The 16939-nt window shown below is 62.1% G+C and carries 13 protein-coding genes and 2 pseudogenes; 4 read left to right on the forward strand and 11 right to left on the reverse strand.

Annotated features, from left to right (window positions below):
• The first annotated feature begins 62 nt into the window (after nucleotides 1–62).
• The 4 genes from fabA (at nucleotide 63) to NKJ01_RS07015 (ending at nucleotide 4447) form a co-directional block, all read left to right on the forward strand.
• Complete coding sequence (fabA, locus tag NKJ01_RS07000; protein WP_023758106.1) at nucleotides 63–578, forward strand: 3-hydroxyacyl-[acyl-carrier-protein] dehydratase FabA; 516 nt, start codon at nucleotides 63–65, stop codon at nucleotides 576–578.
• Between the two features lie 49 nt (nucleotides 579–627).
• Entirely contained in the window at nucleotides 628–1848 is a 1221-nt protein-coding gene (fabB, locus tag NKJ01_RS07005) for a beta-ketoacyl-ACP synthase I (protein WP_352601429.1), read from the forward strand.
• Between the two features lie 35 nt (nucleotides 1849–1883).
• Nucleotides 1884–2696 carry an enoyl-ACP reductase FabI gene (gene fabI / locus NKJ01_RS07010; RefSeq protein WP_023758108.1) on the forward strand — a complete coding sequence of 271 codons (813 nt, stop codon included), beginning with the start codon at nucleotides 1884–1886 and terminating at the stop codon, nucleotides 2694–2696.
• Nucleotides 2697–2902: 206 nt separating this feature from the next.
• Nucleotides 2903–4447, forward strand: a complete 1545-nt coding sequence (locus NKJ01_RS07015) for a putative bifunctional diguanylate cyclase/phosphodiesterase (protein ID WP_352727033.1) — start codon at nucleotides 2903–2905, stop codon at nucleotides 4445–4447.
• A gap of 15 nt (nucleotides 4448–4462) precedes the next feature.
• Here the strand turns inward: NKJ01_RS07015 and NKJ01_RS07020 are convergent, their stop codons facing one another.
• From NKJ01_RS07020 to rimP, 11 genes and pseudogenes are all read right to left on the reverse strand, one after another.
• Nucleotides 4463–5482 (reverse strand): class I SAM-dependent methyltransferase, encoded by a 1020-nt coding sequence (locus tag NKJ01_RS07020; RefSeq protein ID WP_352727034.1) that lies wholly within the window; start codon nucleotides 5480–5482, stop codon nucleotides 4463–4465.
• Nucleotides 5483–5596: 114 nt separating this feature from the next.
• Nucleotides 5597–7744 carry a polyribonucleotide nucleotidyltransferase gene (gene pnp / locus NKJ01_RS07025; RefSeq protein ID WP_023758110.1) on the reverse strand — a complete coding sequence of 716 codons (2148 nt, stop codon included), beginning with the start codon at nucleotides 7742–7744 and terminating at the stop codon, nucleotides 5597–5599.
• 279 nt (nucleotides 7745–8023) lie between these two features.
• A complete protein-coding gene (gene rpsO / locus NKJ01_RS07030) occupies nucleotides 8024–8335 on the reverse strand; it encodes a 30S ribosomal protein S15 (RefSeq protein ID WP_269470859.1) in 312 nt (103 codons plus the stop codon).
• A gap of 140 nt (nucleotides 8336–8475) precedes the next feature.
• Nucleotides 8476–9570, reverse strand: a complete 1095-nt coding sequence (gene corA / locus NKJ01_RS07035; RefSeq protein ID WP_023758111.1) for a magnesium/cobalt transporter CorA — start codon at nucleotides 9568–9570, stop codon at nucleotides 8476–8478.
• 45 nt (nucleotides 9571–9615) lie between these two features.
• Nucleotides 9616–9855 (reverse strand): annotated as a pseudogene (locus NKJ01_RS36420) (tRNA pseudouridine(55) synthase TruB); the annotation flags it as partial.
• 105 nt (nucleotides 9856–9960) lie between these two features.
• Nucleotides 9961–10629, reverse strand: a pseudogene (gene truB / locus NKJ01_RS07040) (tRNA pseudouridine(55) synthase TruB); the annotation flags it as partial.
• Nucleotides 10629–11054 (reverse strand): 30S ribosome-binding factor RbfA, encoded by a 426-nt coding sequence (rbfA, locus tag NKJ01_RS07045; RefSeq protein ID WP_352727036.1) that lies wholly within the window; start codon nucleotides 11052–11054, stop codon nucleotides 10629–10631. The gene rbfA and the pseudogene truB, both read right to left, overlap by 1 nt.
• Before the next feature lie 125 nt (nucleotides 11055–11179).
• Nucleotides 11180–13753, reverse strand: a complete 2574-nt coding sequence (gene infB / locus NKJ01_RS07050) for a translation initiation factor IF-2 (protein WP_352727037.1) — start codon at nucleotides 13751–13753, stop codon at nucleotides 11180–11182.
• Nucleotides 13750–14400, reverse strand: a complete 651-nt coding sequence (locus tag NKJ01_RS07055) for an RNA-binding protein (protein ID WP_352601447.1) — start codon at nucleotides 14398–14400, stop codon at nucleotides 13750–13752. Before NKJ01_RS07055 ends, infB begins: the two co-directional genes overlap by 4 nt.
• A gap of 38 nt (nucleotides 14401–14438) precedes the next feature.
• Nucleotides 14439–16034: a transcription termination factor NusA gene (nusA, locus tag NKJ01_RS07060; RefSeq protein ID WP_023758117.1), complete on the reverse strand. Its 1596-nt coding sequence runs from the start codon at nucleotides 16032–16034 to the stop codon at nucleotides 14439–14441.
• Nucleotides 16035–16083: 49 nt separating this feature from the next.
• Nucleotides 16084–16728, reverse strand: a complete 645-nt coding sequence (gene rimP, locus NKJ01_RS07065; RefSeq protein WP_352727038.1) for a ribosome maturation factor RimP — start codon at nucleotides 16726–16728, stop codon at nucleotides 16084–16086.
• Nucleotides 16729–16939: the final 211 nt, after the last annotated feature.

The raw sequence follows: 16939 nt of genomic DNA on the forward strand, positions 1-16939 counted from the left end.
GATTGTGTTAGGAAGCCAACGACAGGGCACCCGATAGCCCGAACGGTATGGGGATGAGGTTGATGACGGGTAAATCCAGCTACGAGTACGACGAATTGCTGGCCTGCGCCCGCGGCGAGTTGTTCGGACCGGGCAATGCCCAGCTTCCCTATCCTCCCATGCTGATGTTCGATCGTATCACCGAGATCAGCGAGACGGGTGGCGCCTTCGAGAAGGGTTTCATCCGCGCGGAATTCGACATCAAGCCGGACCTGTGGTTCTTTGCCTGCCATTTCATCGGCAATCCGATCATGCCGGGGTGCCTCGGCCTCGATGCCATGTGGCAATTGACGGGCTTCTATCTTGGCTGGCTCGGCGAACCCGGCAAAGGAATGGCGCTGTCGACCGGTGAAGTGAAATTCAAGGGCATGGTCACGCCCTCGGTGAAGAAGGTTGAGTACGGCATCGACTTCAAGCGCGTGATGCGTGGCCGGCTGGTGCTCGGCATCGCCGATGGCTGGCTAAAGGCGGATGGCGAGCCCATATACGCGGCAACGGATTTGAAGGTCGGTCTGTCGAAACAGCCGACGGTCGGCTGACCAGAATTCCTAGCCGGCCCTTGGCCAGCATCCCTGGAAGGAGTTGCGAATGAGACGTGTCGTTGTCACAGGCCTCGGCATCGTGTCGTCGATCGGCAACAATGCCAACGAGGTGCAAACCTCGCTGCATGATGCCAGATCCGGCATCAGTTTCTCCGATTCGTTCGCCGAGCATGGCTTCCGGTGCCAGGTCTGGGGTGCGCCGACGCTCGATCCTTCCGCCATGATCGACCGCCGAGCGATGCGCTTCCTAAGCCAAGGTGCAGCCTGGAACCACGTCTCCATGGATCAGGCAATCGCGGATGCGGGCCTGGAAGAGAGCGACATCACCAATGAGCGTACCGGCATCGTCATGGGATCGGGCGGACCATCCACCCGCACCATCTTCGAGGCGGCCGAGACCACGCTGAAGAACGGCAGTCCCAAGCGTATCGGTCCGTTCGCGGTGCCGAAGGCAATGTCGTCGACCGCATCGGCAACGCTTGCCACCTGGTTCAAGATCCACGGCGTCAACTATTCGATCTCTTCGGCCTGTTCGACCTCGGCGCATTGCATCGGCAATGGCTACGAACTGATCCAATGGGGCAAACAGGACATAGTCTTTGCCGGCGGCCACGAGGATCTCGACTGGACGATGTCGGACCTGTTCGACGCCATGGGCGCCATGTCGTCGAAGTTTAACGACAAGGCATCGACCGCTTCGCGCGCCTACGACGCCAATCGCGACGGCTTCGTCATCGCCGGCGGCGCGGGTGTGCTGGTGTTGGAAGAGCTTGAGCACGCCAAGGCGCGGGGCGCCAAGATCTACGCCGAGATCGTCGGCTACGGCGCGACCTCGGACGGCTACGACATGGTTGCCCCTTCAGGCGAGGGCGCGGTTCGCTGCATGCGCCAGGCGCTGGCCACGGTTTCCACGCCGGTCGACTACATCAACACCCATGGCACATCGACGCCGGTGGGTGACTCCAAGGAAATGGGCGCGATCCGCGAGGTGTTCGGCGAGAAGATGCCCTACATCACCTCGACAAAATCGCTGACCGGCCATTCTCTGGGCGGGGCGGGTGTGCAGGAATCCATATACTCGATCCTGATGATGCAGGGTGGTTTCATCGGCGAAAGCGCCCATATCGAGACCCTCGACCCCGAATTCGAGGGCATGCCGATCGTGCGAAAGCGCATCGACGACGCCAGGATCGACACCGTCTTGTCTAATTCGTTCGGCTTCGGCGGCACCAACGCGACGCTCGTTTTCCAGCGCTATTCCGCATAAGGCCAGCGTTTTTTTTGTAATAAGGATTGGCGGCCATGGACGGATTGATGAAGGGCAAGCGCGGGCTTGTCATGGGTGTCGCCAACGATCATTCGATCGCCTGGGGCATCGCCCGGAAATTGTCCGAACATGGAGCGGAACTCGCCTTCACCTATCAGGGCGATGCCTTCGGGCGCCGGGTCAAGCCGCTGGCGGACAAGCTCGGTGCCTCGCTGGTGGTGCCGTGCGACGTCGAGGACAGCGCTTCGGTCGCCGCCACGTTCGAGACCCTGGGCAAGGAATGGGGCGGGCTGGATTTCGTCGTCCACGCCATCGGCTTTTCCGACAAGAACGAGTTGAAAGGCCTCTACGCCGACACCAGCCGGGATAATTTCGTCCGCACCATGGTGATCTCCTGCTACTCCTTCACCGAGGTCGCCCGCCATGCCGCCGCCCTGATGCAGGACGGCGGATCGATGATCACGCTGACCTATGCGGGGTCGGTCCGCGTCATGCCGAACTACAATGTCATGGGCGTCGCCAAGGCAGGACTGGAGGCCAGTGTGCGCTATCTCGCCAACGATTACGGTCCACGCGGAATCAGGGTCAATGGCATATCGGCTGGACCCGTGCGCACGCTTGCCGGCGCCGGCATTTCCGACGCCCGCCACATGTTCTCCTATCAGCAGCGCAACTCGCCGCTGCGCCGCACGGTGACCATCGACGAGGTCGGCGGCTCCGCGCTTTATCTGTTGTCGGGTCTGTCGTCCGGCGTCACGGGCGAAATCCACTATGTCGATTCCGGCTATCACATCGTTTCCATGCCGACGCTGGACGAATTGAAGCAGACCGACGGCGGACGAGACTAATGCATCTCGCCCAAGCGTGCGCAGCGGTCTTGGGACAACGACATTTATGAAACAAAAGCTTAAGATGCGCCGGCGGAATCCGTTTCAACGCGACGCGCTTTAACCCTCTAAAGAAATACTTTCGGTCGAATAAAATTAGATGCATTGGCGGAAACTCATTTTAAGGAGATATCCGCTAGAAAGCCCCGTACTCTGGGGATCTTTCAATGTCGGCCGTCAGCAACCCGAAGCGAACACCGGTGTTCCGATTGCTCACCATAGCGAGCTCGGGTCTCGGCAGTTTCGTCCTCGGACTCTGGGGCCTGAAGCTCGGTCTCGGCGAAGGCTTTGCCGGCATCTCCGCGGACATGATGGTCGCGATGATGGCCGCGCTTTGCGCACTGGCGGCGTCGGCAGCCGCGATGTCCTTCTTCGCCGGCGTGGATGAATCGGCGGATTTCGTCTTCACGGAAACCCATTTCGACAAGCTCACGGGCCTTTTGGCGCGTCCGGCAATGGTCGGCAAGATTGCCGAGGCGGCGTGCGCGACAAGCCGGACCGGCGAGCCGATGTTCCTCATCGACATCGACATAGACCGCTTCAAGCAGATCAACGACGCCATCGGCTACAGCCAGGGCGATGAGTTGATCCGCGCCTTCACCAAGCGATTGAAGAGCTGCGTGCCGCAGCGGGCGCTGATCGGACGCATTGGCGCCGGTGAATTCGCGGTTCTACTCCCCGACAATCAGGTGTCCGGGTCGCTGGAAAGCACCATCGAGAGGCTCATCGACGAGATGATGGAGCCCTATGAACTCAGCACTCACCTGCAATCGGTCAGCCTGTCGGTGGGCATCGTGGCGATGCCAAAGGACGGCGTAGATCCCGTCCTCATCCTGCGCCGCTCCAATCTGGCGCTGCAGAATGCCCGCGCCAGCGGCGTCGGCAACTGGTCTGTCTTCCATGCCGAAATGGGCAGGGTCGCCGATCATCGCCAGTGGATCGAATCCGAGCTGAATACAGCCTTCGAGCGCGGTGACTTCGATCTTCACTACCAGCCGCAGCTCGACCTCCCGACCGGCCGCATCGTCGGCTATGAAGCCCTGATCCGCTGGCGGCACCCTGAACGCGGCATGATCCCGCCGATGGAGTTCATCCCAATCGCTGAGGAAACCGGCATGATCGGCCCGATCGGCGAATGGGTGCTGCGCAAGGCTTGCAGCGACGCCCGGCATCTGCCCGACGACTGCTTCGTCGCCGTCAACATCTCGCCCGTGCAGTTCATGACCAAGGACTTCGTCGGCACCGTGCGCGACACCATGACGAGCACCGGCATCAAACCGTCGCGGCTGGAACTGGAAGTGACCGAGACGGCGATGATGCAGGATCGCGACCGCGCCGCCGCCATCCTGAAGCAGCTTGCGGACATGGGCATCTCGGTCGCCGTCGACGATTTCGGCACCGGCTATTCCAATTTGAGCTACCTGATCGACTTCTCATTCGGCAAGCTGAAGATCGACCGGTCCTTCGTCAGCCGCCTCGATACGGATTCCAGCTCAGGCGCGGTCGTCTCGACGATCGTCGGGCTTTCGCGCGCGCTCGGCGTCGGCATCATTGCCGAAGGCGTCGAGACCGAAAGCCAGGCGACGCTGCTGCGGGCGGCCGGCTGCGAGGTGGTGCAGGGCTATCTGTTTGGCAGGCCGGCGCCACTCAAGATCAGAATTGGCGACGCGCATGTCACCGACGAGGTCCGACGCGTCGCCAATCTGCATTGAATGCTACGCATTGCATCAACGGCGCGCGGCAAGCACCTTGAACATGCCGTCGCGGGCGAGCTCGACATGGCTCGAAAAGGCAGCCGACAGGATCGGCTCGTAGGGAAGCTGGCGGTTGGCGACCATGAACAACCGCCCACCCGGCTTCAAGGCCTTGGCTGCAGCGCGGATCATGCCGGCGCCGATCTCCGGCTCGGCCGCCCGACTGCGATGAAAGGGCGGGTTCATGGCGATCGCGTCGTAGCGCTTCTCGACCGGTTCCTTCAACAGATCGACCCAGAAGAAGTTCCTCGCGACCGACTGGCTAACCCCTGCCAGATTGAGCTTCGCGGCTTCGAGCGCATCGAATTCGGCCTCGTAGAGATCAAGCACCGACAGGCCTTGTGAGCGGGCGGCGATCTCGGCCGCCACATAGCCCCAGCCGGCGCAGAAATCGGCAACGCTGCCACGCAGATCATTGGGCAAGTTTTCGACCAGCAATCTCGAGCCGGTATCGATCCGGTCGAAGGAAAACATGCCGGGCGCGGTATGGAACCGGCCTTCGACCAGCAAGGCGGGGTTCGCGGCGCGCAATTCTTCCGCAGCAGCCAGATCGGCAGGACGGCGTAACCAGAAGGCGATGCCGTGATATTTCGGTTGATGGTCCTCAAGCGGCACAAGCTCGTCAACGCGCTTGCGCAGGCTGGCTATGCCATCATCCTTGCCGCCGGCAACGATGACCAGCCCGCCCGGCGCCACGCGCTCAAGCGCCTGCGCGATGCGCACTTCGTTAAGGCCCCTATGCCGGCCAGCGAGCACGAGTGCCATATCGTAGCCGTCGCCTTCCGCTTGCGCGGTGACGATGAAGCCAGAAGCCTGCAGCGCGCGAAAATGCGGTCGGAAGCCTTGCACGAGGTGAAGCGCTGCCTCGAAGCCTTCGGGCAGCCTAAAACCCGGCTCAGCGCCAAGAAACAGGGCGCGATTACCCTTTCCCGGCAGAGGAACAGCCTCGGCCTCAAAGGGGTGAAAAAGCGTCTTCAGCGGCTCGGCGGACATTGTTCGATCTCGAAACGAAGCCTGTGTTTGCAATATGAAAGTGAAAAAGCGGCTGAAAATGAAAACGGGCGCGACATAAGCCGCGCCCGCTTCGAGTCATGAACTCAAGACCGATCAGGCGGCGTTTTCTTCGCCTTCGGTCTTCTTGTCGCGGGCGAGTTCCTTGCCGGTGGCCTGGTCGACGACCTTCATCGACAGGCGGACCTTGCCGCGTTCGTCGAAGCCCATCAGCTTGACCCAGACCTTGTCGCCTTCCTTGACCACGTCCGAGGTCTTGGCGACCCGGTCGTTGGCAAGCTGCGAGATGTGGACGAGGCCGTCACGCGGACCGAAGAAGTTCACGAAAGCACCGAAGTCGGCGGTCTTGACGACCGTGCCTTCGTAGATTTCGCCTACTTCCGGCTCGGCGACGATGGTGTGGATCCACTTCTTCGCCGCCTCGATCTCCTTGGCGTTGGACGAAGCGATCTTGACCGTGCCGTCGTCCTCGATGTTGATCTTGGCGCCGGTCTTTTCGACGATCTCGCGGATGACCTTGCCGCCCGAGCCGATGACGTCGCGGATCTTGTCGGTCGGGATGTGCATCACTTCGATGCGCGGTGCGAACTCACCGAGTTCCGCACGCGCGCCGGAGAGCGCGTGCCCCATCTCACCGAGGATATGCTGGCGGCCATCCTTGGCCTGGTCCAGGGCGATCTTCATGATCTCCTCGGTGATGCCCTCGATCTTGATGTCCATCTGCAGCGAGGTGATGCCGTTGGCGGTGCCGGCGACCTTGAAGTCCATATCGCCGAGGTGATCCTCGTCGCCAAGGATGTCGGACAGAACCGCGAAGCGCTCGCCTTCCTTGATCAGGCCCATGGCGATGCCGGCGACGGGCTTGGCCAGCGGCACGCCGGCATCCATCAGCGCCAGCGAGGTGCCGCAGACGGTCGCCATCGACGACGAACCGTTCGACTCGGTGATCTCCGAGACGACGCGCAGCGTGTAGGGGAATTGGTCGGCGCTCGGCAGCATCGGACGGATGGCGCGCCAGGCGAGCTTGCCATGGCCGATTTCACGGCGGCCCGGCGAACCCATGCGGCCGGTCTCACCGACGGAGTAGGGAGGGAAGTTGTAGTGAAGGAGGAACTTCTCCTTGTACATGCCGGTCAGCGAGTCGACATACTGCTCGTCCTCACCGGTGCCGAGCGTGGCAACGACCAGAGCCTGGGTCTCGCCGCGGGTGAACAGCGCCGAACCGTGGGTGCGCGGCAGGACGCCGACTTCGGAGACGATCTTGCGGACCGTCTTGAGATCGCGGCCGTCGATGCGCGAGCCTGTGTCGAGGATGTTCCAGCGCACAACCTTGGCCTGGAGTTCCTTGAACACGGTGCCGATCTGCTCGGAGGCGTACTTGGCTTCTTCGCCTTCCGCCGGGGCAAACGCAGCCTTGACCTTGGCCTTGACGGCGTCGACGGCGGCGTAGCGCTTCTGCTTGTCGGTTATCTTGTAGGCATCGCGAAGTTCGCCTTCGACGATCTTGAGCATTTCGGCTTCAAGCGCGGAATAATCCGGCGCGGTAAAGTCGCGCGGCTCCTTGGCGGCAACTTCGGCCAGCTTGATGATGGCGTCGATGACCGGCTGGAAGCCCTTGTGGCCGAACATGACGGCGCCGAGCATCAGCTCTTCGCCGAGTTCCTTGGCTTCGGACTCAACCATAAGAACGGCGTCGGTGGTGCCGGCGACGACCAGGTCGAGCTTCGATTCCTGCATCTCATCGACATGCGGGTTGAGCACATATTCGCCGTTGATATAGCCGACGCGGGCGCCGCCGATCGGGCCCATGAACGGCACGCCCGAGAGCGTCAGGGCAGCCGAGGTGGCAACGATCGACAGGATGTCGGGATCGTTTTCCAGATCGTGCTGGACGACGGTGACGACGATCTGGGTGTCGTTCTTGTAGCCTGAGGCGAAGAGCGGGCGGATCGGGCGGTCGATGAGGCGGGAAACCAGCGTTTCCTTCTCGCTCGGACGGCCTTCGCGCTTGAAATAGCCACCCGGGATCTTGCCGGCGGCGTAGGTCTTTTCCTGGTAGTTGACGGTCAGCGGGAAGAAATCGAGGCCGGGCTTCGGCTCTTTCATCGAAACGACGGTGGCGAGAACCTTGGTCTCGCCGTAGGTGGCGAGCACCGCGCCATCAGCCTGGCGCGCGATCTTGCCGGTTTCGAGGATGAGCGGACGGCCGCCCCATTCGATTTCCACTTTGTGGTGATTGAACATATCTTGTCCTTAATATGAGGAAAGGGCCGCGCCGTTTCACGGTGCGCGGATGCCCATTCCCTTGGCTTCCTTTCTCGGGCAGCCACGGGCAAGACAGCGGGAGGCTCGGCTAATTTCGGCGCGGCGAGCGCGCACGAGCGTCCTGCAATCCTGCCCCATGACCGTCCATGGGCGGTTTCGAGTGCCCTCTGCACGATCGAAACCGGGTCTGGCCAGTCGATGCGACTGGCAGAATGCGCGACCGGCGGGCTCTCCGAAGAAAGCCCGCCGGTCAATTCGTCAACGGCGCAGACCGAGCTTCTCGATCAGCGTCTGGTAGCGCGCGTCATCCTTGCGCTTGAGATAATCAAGCAGGCTGCGGCGCTGGGAGACGAGAGCGAGCAGACCACGGCGGGAATGGTTATCCTTCTTGTGGTCCTTGAAATGGTCGGTCAGGTTCTTGATGCGCTCGGAAAGGATGGCCACCTGGACTTCCGGAGACCCGGTATCGCCCTTGGCGGTTGCGAATTCACCCATCAATTCCTGTTTGCGCTCGGCAGTAATCGACATCGTGTTTTTCCTTATCTGTTTGAGGAAACGGGTCGCCCTCAGCCGGGATGTCGTCCAGCAGGGGCCGGTGCAAGCAAGGCGTCATAGCGCTATGCTGCGGCGCATATAGTGCAATTCCCCGGAAAACACCAGCCCAATTCACAAGCCGGCTTTTCAGGCCAAAATGGCCGGTTCTATCCTTGTCAGAGCCATTTCTTCCATTTGAAGAAGGCAATCAGCCCGAGCGCGACAAGCGCCATGAACAGAAGCGATAACGGATAGCCATAATAGGCCTTCAGTTCCGGCATGTTCCAGGGCGAAGACCCTGGATCGAAATTCATGCCCCAGATGCCGACCAGGAAGGTAAGCGGCATGAAGATGACCGACACGATGGTGAGATAGCTGATGACGTCGTTGGTGCGTGCCTGGCTCAGCGACAGATGCATCTCGATCAGGCCGGTCAGCATGTCGCGCTGGGTTTCCACCAGTTCGATCAGCCTGAGCGAATGGTCGAGCGTGTCGTTGAGGAATATTTTGGTCTCGGCCTTCACATAGGGCACGTCGTTGCGGATCAGCGTCGCCAGCGCGTCGCGCATGGGCCACAGCACCCCTTTCAGCACATTGGCATCGCGCCGCAATTCATGCAGCTGTCGCATCTGATGCTTGTGCGTCGAATGCAGCATCTCATCCTCGATGCTGTCGACCAGTTCGCCGGCCGACTCGACCGGCGGAAAATAGCTGTCGACGACGGCGTCGATGAGCGCGTAAGCGAGGTAGTCGGCGCCCCGCGCGCGCAACCGGTTGGGCGCGGAACTCTCGATGCGCTTGCGCACGGGATCGAAAGGATCGCCTTCACGCTCCTGAAAGGTGACGACGAAATTGTTGCCGAAGAAGACGGCGATCTGCTCATAGCGGTGCGACGTGATATCGTCGATCATCCTGACGACGACGAAGGCATGGTCCTCGAAGAAGTCGACCTTCGGCCGCTGGCCGGTGTTGACGACGTCTTCCAGCGCCAGCGGATGCAGGCTGAAAATGCGGCCGATTTCCTCGATCAGCGGGATGTTGGCGAGGCCGGTACAGTCGAGCCAGATGACCGGCCATTTGTCGCAATGGGTGTTGAGGTCGTCGATGCTGGCGTTTTCGATGGTCTTGAATTTCTGCGGCGAGATCATAGTCAGCCGCAGTTCCGAGCGACGAGCTGCCGGGTCGGCAATCAGCGTACCGGGCGATGCACCAACCGGCGGCCGCCTCGTCCTCACCGGCGCCCGCTTCTTCACCGCCTCAGCCTTTGCCATGGAGCCCCCTCTAACGCTATGTCCGCAGACATTAGATGAGTGCCCTCAGCCGGCAAAGACCCGCTTGGGCTTGAACATGCCTTGCTCGATGGCACCGATGGCGACCAGCTTGCCGCGAGCAGTGGCGCAGGCTTCCTCGGCTTCCACCGGCGCGTCGCGGCCGCGGATGATTACGGGATTGCCAAGGCGGATCTTGGTCGCTGCATCGTCGCTGATGGCGACCTGCGGCAGGCAGTCGAGGGCGGCCGCCGTATCGACCAGAAGCGCGTCGATGGCGTCGAAGTCGATCGGCGCTTCCATCACGTCAGCGACTTCTGTCGCGCCAGTGGCTTCTGTCGTGTCGGCGACATCCGTCGCCTCCGAGCTGTCTTCATCCCGCACACCGAAACGAGCGGCTTCCAGTTCGGCGATGGTGACGAAATCCTCCGGCGTGAATGGCTCGACCTCGACCCGGCGCAATTCGGAAATATGACCGAAGCAGCCGAGGTCGCGGCCCATGTCGCGGGCCAGCGAGCGCACGTAGGTGCCCTTGCCGCACTCGACCTCGAAAACCGTATGGTCGGCGCTATGCCCGACAATATCGAGCCGGCCGATCTCGACCTCGCGTGGCGGAATATCGATTGTCGCGCCGTCGCGTGCCAGATCATAGGCACGCTCGCCCGCGATCTTGATGGCCGAGAATTGCGGCGGCGTCTGCATGATGACGCCGGTGTATTTCGGCAGCAGCGCTTTGACCTCGGCTTCCGATGGACGCAGGTCGGACTCCTTCGTCACCGGACCTTCGAGGTCATCGGTCGAGCGCTCCTGTCCCCAGGCAACGGTAAAGCGATAGATCTTGGCGCCGTCCTGCACGTAGGGCACGGTCTTGGTGGCCTCGCCAAGCGCGATCGGCAGCATGCCGGAGGCGAGCGGGTCAAGCGTGCCGGCATGGCCGGCCTTTTCCGCCTGGAACAGCCATTTGATCTTGGAGACGGCTTCGGTCGAGCCCATGCCGACCGGCTTGTCCAGGATCAGCCAGCCCGAGATCGGCCGGCCTTTCTTCTTACCGCGACGCGCCACTATTCTGTGTCCTTGTTGTCGTCTTTGTCCTGGTCCTCAGGACCCAGATCGCGTGCTACCTCGGGCGACTTCAACAGGTCGTTGATCCTGGCGAAATTATCGAAGGAGGTGTCGAGCTTGAAGCGGAACTCCGGCATGAATTTCATCTGCCGCAGCGCGCCAGAGACGCGGCCGCGGATGAATTTCGCGTGCTTGTTCAGCGCCTCGACCACCGCATCGGTATCCTTGGCACCGAGTGGCGAGACGAAAGCGGTGGCGACCTTGAGGTCGGGCGACATGCGCACTTCCGAGACCGACACCACGGTGTTCTCGATCAACGGATCGATGATCTCGCCCCGCTGCAGGGTTTCGGACAGCGCATGGCGGACCTGTTCGGCGACGCGCAGCATGCGCTGGGATGGGCTGGATGCGGTTGGACGGGGCATTTTTCTCAATCCTGAAAGCGTGAAGCGCGGGATGGGACCGCGCCTCATGTCTCATATGGGCCATTCTCAATAGACCTTGGGCGGCGGCCTTTCGACCACCGCCCTTATGAACAAGTCACTCGAACTCAGAGCGTCCGGGTCACCATCTCGACGCGGAAGCACTCGATGACGTCGCCGACGCGCATGTCCTCGTAGTTCTGGAAGGCCATGCCGCATTCCTGGCCGCCGGGGACTTCCGAAACTTCGTCCTTGAAGCGCTTCAGCGTCTTCAGCGTGCCCTCGTGAATGACGACATTGTCGCGGATCAGGCGAACGCCCGCACCGCGCTCGACCTTGCCTTCGGTGACACGGCAGCCGGCGATCTTGCCGACCTTGGTGATGTCGAAGATTTCGAGGATCTGTGCATTGCCGATGAAGGTCTCGCGACGCTCCGGAGACAGCAGGCCCGACAGAGCCGCCTTCACGTCATCCACGAGATTGTAGATGATCGAGTAGTAGCGGATCTCGATGCCCGCGGCCGCTGCGGCAGCACGCGCCTGGACGTTGGCGCGGACGTTGAAGCCGATGATCGCCGCACCCGAGGTTTCCGCAAGCGACACGTCGCTTTCGGTGATGGCGCCGGCGCCTGCATGGACGATGCGCGCACGCACTTCGTCGGTGCCGAGCTTGTCCAGCGCTGCGTTGATCGCCTCGATCGAACCCTGCACGTCGCCCTTGATGACCAGTGGGAATTCCTTCAGCCCGCTCGTCTGCAATTGCGACATCATCTGCTCGAGCGAACCGCGCTGGCCGGCATGCTTGGCAACCGCCTTCTCGCGCGCCAGACGCTGGCGATACTCGGTGATTTCGCGGGCGCGGGCCTCATTGTTGACCACGGCGAAGCGGTCGCCGGCCTGCGGTGTACCCTGCAGACCAAGCACCTCCACCGGCATCGCCGGCGGCGCTTCCTTGATCTGCACGCCACGATCGGTGACCAGCGCACGCACCCGGCCCCATTCGTTGCCGGCAACAAGGATGTCACCCGGCATCAGCGTGCCGGTCTGCACCAGCACGGTGGCAACGGGACCGCGACCCTTGTCGAGCTGGGCTTCGATGACGACGCCCTCGGCGGTACGATCCGGATTGGCCTTCAGGTCGAGAATTTCGGCCTGCAGCAGGATCGCCTCGAGCAGCTTGTCGAGATTGGTGCCCTTGGTCGCCGACACTTCGACGTCCAGAACTTCACCGCCCATGGATTCGACGAAGACTTCGTGGCGCAGCAGTTCGGAGCGCACTTTCTGCGGATCGGCATCATGCTTGTCGATCTTGTTGATCGCCACGATGATCGGAACGCCGGCCGCCTTGGCATGGCTGATCGATTCAATCGTCTGCGGCATGACGCTGTCGTCGGCCGCAACCACCAGGATGGCAATGTCGGTCGCCTGGGCGCCACGAGCACGCATTGCCGTGAAGGCGGCGTGGCCGGGCGTGTCGATGAAGGTGATCTTGTGACCGTTCTTCTCGACCTGATAGGCGCCGATATGCTGGGTGATGCCGCCGGCTTCGCCGGAAACGACGTTGGCATTGCGGATGGCATCGAGCAGCGAGGTCTTGCCGTGATCGACGTGACCCATGATCGTCACGACGGGCGGACGCGACACCAGGTCCTCGGCGTTGTCGGCGATGTTGAACAGGCCTTCCTCGATGTCGGACTCGGCGACGCGGCGAACCGTATGGCCGAATTCGGTAGCAACCAGTTCGGCCGTGTCAGCGTCGATGACGTCGCCCGGCTTTAGGATCTGGCCTTGCTTCATGAAGAACTTGACCAGGTCGACCGCACGCTCGGACATGCGTTGCGCCAATTCCTGGATGGTAATCGTCTCTGGCAGGATCACTTCGCGCATGACTTTCTCGCGCGGCTCATTGTGCATCGCGCGCTTGAATTTTTCCTGGCGGCGACGCATCGACGACAGCGAACGGGCTCGCGCATCCTCGTCGGACAATGCTGAATTCAGCGTCAGCTTGCCGCGGCGGCGGTCCTCCTCGCTCTTGGTCGGCTTGGCCGGACGCGCCACTTCAGGCGTAACCGGACGGCGCACCGGCACACCGGCACCAGTCCGCTTCGGCTTGACCTGTTCTTCGTCGTCGACCGTCGCCAGTTCAGCGGTCAGCGGCGCGCGGCGGCGCGCCTCTTCCTCGGCCCGACGGCGGGATTCGGCCTCGGTCTGCAACCGCGCCTCTTCCTCGGCCTGGCGGCGCGCCGATTCATCGCGTTCGCGCTTGCGGCGTTCTTCGTCCTCGGCGCGGCGCTTGGCCTCCTCGGCGGCGCGCTGACGGTCCTCGACCTCGCGAACCTTCGAGCCCTCGAGCGCCCTGCGGCGTGCTTCCATTTCACTGCGCGACAGTTCGTTCAGCACCATGCCGCTGCGCTCGACCGGGGCCGGTGGCGGGGGTGGCGGCGCCTTCGGCGCTTCCTGCACGACGACGGGTGCAGCCACGACCGCCGGCTTCGGTGTGAAGACGGGGGCGGCAACCGGCTCCGGCTTGTCGCCGGGCATCGAGAACTTGCGCTTCTTGGTTTCGACGACGACCTGCTTGGTGCGGCCGTGCGAGAAGTTCTGGCGCACAGTGCCCTGTTCCATACCGGGGCGCTTCAGCGTCAAGGTCTTCTTCGGCGTCACACTCAGCGTATTGTCGTCACCCGATTTCGTATCGCTCATTCCATATCCTCTGCGGCATCATCTTCGTCAGCAACAGCCGCAAGCATTGCCAGATCGTCCGGGGAACCGCCCCGATACCGGTCGAGCGCAACCATGCGCTTCTGGACCGCCCTGCCCGCGTCTCCCGCGAGAACGGCAGCATGTATCACATTTGTACCCCCCAATGCCAAGCTCAACTCGGCCTCGGAGAAAAGTTTGTAGGCAAGGATAACAGGGCCGCCGAGATGGACTGTCGCCCGTCGTGCCTGACTGATCTTGCGTACACCGTCGTCGGACGCCTCGGTCGCGTGGAGCACGAAAAGCGCCAATCCGCCACGCACAGCGCTCTCGACTTTGGTGGCGCCCAGCGCAATCGCGCCTGCCTTGCGGGCAAGACCGAGCATGCCCAGAGCGTGTCTGGAAAGCAGCCCGTCGACCATGCCGCCAAGATCGGGCGGCACGACCACCTGTGCCTTGAAGGCGCGAGCGAAAAGGTTCTTCGCCGCAGCCTTGTCGATATGTAGGCGGTCGGCACTCACCCAGCAACCGCGGCCGGGCAAATTTCTCTTGATATCGGGAACGACGGCCGAATCCGGGCCGACGACGAACCGGATCAGATCATCCGGTTCGGCCTGCCTGCGGGTAACGATACAGGTGCGATCGTTCATCTCGTCCAAGGGCGGGTTCGGTGCGATGCGGTTTCACCTCACGCACCAACGGCTTCGTCAGCCGATTCTTCTTCGGCTGCAAGCTCGTCTTCGGTGATCCATCCAGCCTTGAGGCGGGCGGCCAGAACCATTTGCTCGGCATCGGCGCGTGTCACGCCATGATTGGCCAGCACGCCCGGATAGACCTTGGTCTCGCCGTCTTTGCGTTCCTTCCAGCCGGTCAGGTCGTCGGCGGCATAGCCGGCAAAGTCCTCGATCGTCTTCACGCCGTCCTCGCCGAGCGTCACCATCATAGCGGTGGTGATGCCGGGGATTTCGCGCAATTCGTCCGAGACGCCGAGCGCCTTGCGCTTGTCGTCGTGTTCGGCTTCGATCTTCTCCAGATATTCGCGGGCGCGGGTCTGGATTTCCGAAGCGGTATCCTCGTCGAAGCCATCGATCGAGGCGATCTCGCCGGAATCGACATAGGCGACTTCCTCGACGCTGGTGAAGCCTTCGGAGGCGAGCACCTGGCCGACCATCTCGTCGACGTCGAGGGCTTCCATGAACAGCGACGAACGCTCGACGAATTCCTTCTGGCGACGCTCCGATTCCTCGGCCTCGGTCAGGATGTCGATATCCCAACCGGTCAGCTGCGAAGCAAGCCGCACATTCTGGCCGCGACGACCGATGGCCAGCGACAGCTGGTCGTCGGGAACCACGACTTCGATGCGCTCGGCATCCTCGTCGAGCACGACCTTGGCGACTTCCGCCGGCTGCAGCGCATTGACAATGAAAGACGCCGCCGATGGCGACCACGGAATGATGTCGATCTTCTCGCCTTGCAACTCGCCGACAACGGCCTGGACGCGGCTGCCGCGCATACCGACGCAGGCGCCGACCGGATCGATCGAACTGTCGCGTGAGATGACCGCGATCTTGGCGCGCGAGCCGGGGTCGCGGGCGACCGACTTGATCTCGATGATGCCGTCATAGATCTCCGGCACTTCCATGGTGAACAGCTTGGCCATGAACTGCGGATGGGTGCGCGACAGGAAGATTTGCGGGCCGCGCTGCTCGCGGCGCACGTCATAGACATAAGCGCGGACGCGGTCGCCGTATTTGTAGTTTTCGCGCGGGATCAGTTCGTCGCGACGGATGATTGCCTCGCCACGGCCGAGATCGACGATGACGTTGCCGTATTCGACGCGCTTGACGGTGCCGTTGACGATCTCGCCGATGCGGTCCTTGTACTCGTCGTACTGGCGATCGCGCTCGGCCTCGCGAACCTTCTGCACGATGACCTGTTTGGCCGACTGGGCGGCGATGCGGCCGAAATCCATCGGCGGCAGTTGTTCGGCGATGAAGTCGCCGAGCTGGGCATCGGGATTGCGCTCGCGGGCCGAGGAAATGGCGATCTGCGTGGCATAGTCGTCGACCTTCTCGACCACTTCCATCAGCCGCTGCAGCTTCATCTCGCCGGTGTTCGGGTTGATGTCGGCGCGGATGTTGGTCTCCTGACCGTAACGCGAACGTGCCGCCTTCTGGATCGCATCGGCCATGGCGGCGATGACAATCGACTTGTCGATCGACTTTTCGCGCGCGACCGCGTCGGCGATCTGCAGCAGTTCAAGTCTGTTGGCGCTTACAACCATCGTTTTTCTCCCGAGCCTGTTTGCCGGACCTTCGCGCCCAGCAGCTCAATCATAGTTCCTGTTCGTGTTCTTCCGTGGCGTCCGTTTCCGTACCCGACTCATCGTCGTCCGGTTCGCCGCGACGTTTCTTGGCTTCCTTGCGCGCCCTGTTGTCCTTCGACAGGGCATCGCGAATGAGATCGTCGGTCAGGATCAGGCGCGTTTCGGAAATCGCATCATAGGGGACACGCACCGTCGGCTCCTCGCCATAGGCAGCCTTTTCGCGCTCGATCACCACATCGTCTTCGCCGGCCTCGACGATCTTGCCCTTGAACCGCTTGCGGTCGGCGACGACGATCGATGTTTCCATCTTGACCAGATGACCCGTCCAGGTCGTGAAATCCGATTTGCGGACGAGCGGCCGGTCGATGCCGGGCGACGAGACCTCCAGATGATAGGCCTTTTCGATCGGATCGTCGACGTCGAGCGCCGGCGACACCGCGCGGCTGACCTCTTCGCAATCCTCGACGGTCATGGTGCCGTCCTCGCGCTCGGCCATGATCTGCAGCGTCAGCCCGTTCTGGCCCGACAGATGCACCCGCACGAGGCGGAAGCCGATGCCGCGCAGAACCGGCTGGACGATCAGCGCGATGCGCGCATCGATGCCGCTTTCGCGGATGATGCGATCGTCGCCCTCGCTTGCCGTTGCAGTCATTGATATCCTGTCGCTCTATCCGAAGTTATCGGCAGGTAATAAAAAAGAGCGGGACCGGGTGGACCCACTCTTCGTCATACCGACCAAGAATTTGAGGTTGATATAAACGATCGCGGCTGGTGTTTCAAGCCCGCCGTGCGGGCCGCAGGAAACCCATTACGGCGCCAGTGTTGCGCCAGACGCATGGCCTCCATGCGGCGAAACCCCTGTG

This window comes from Mesorhizobium sp. M0276, assembly GCF_040321755.1.
Classification (GTDB): domain Bacteria; phylum Pseudomonadota; class Alphaproteobacteria; order Rhizobiales; family Rhizobiaceae; genus Mesorhizobium.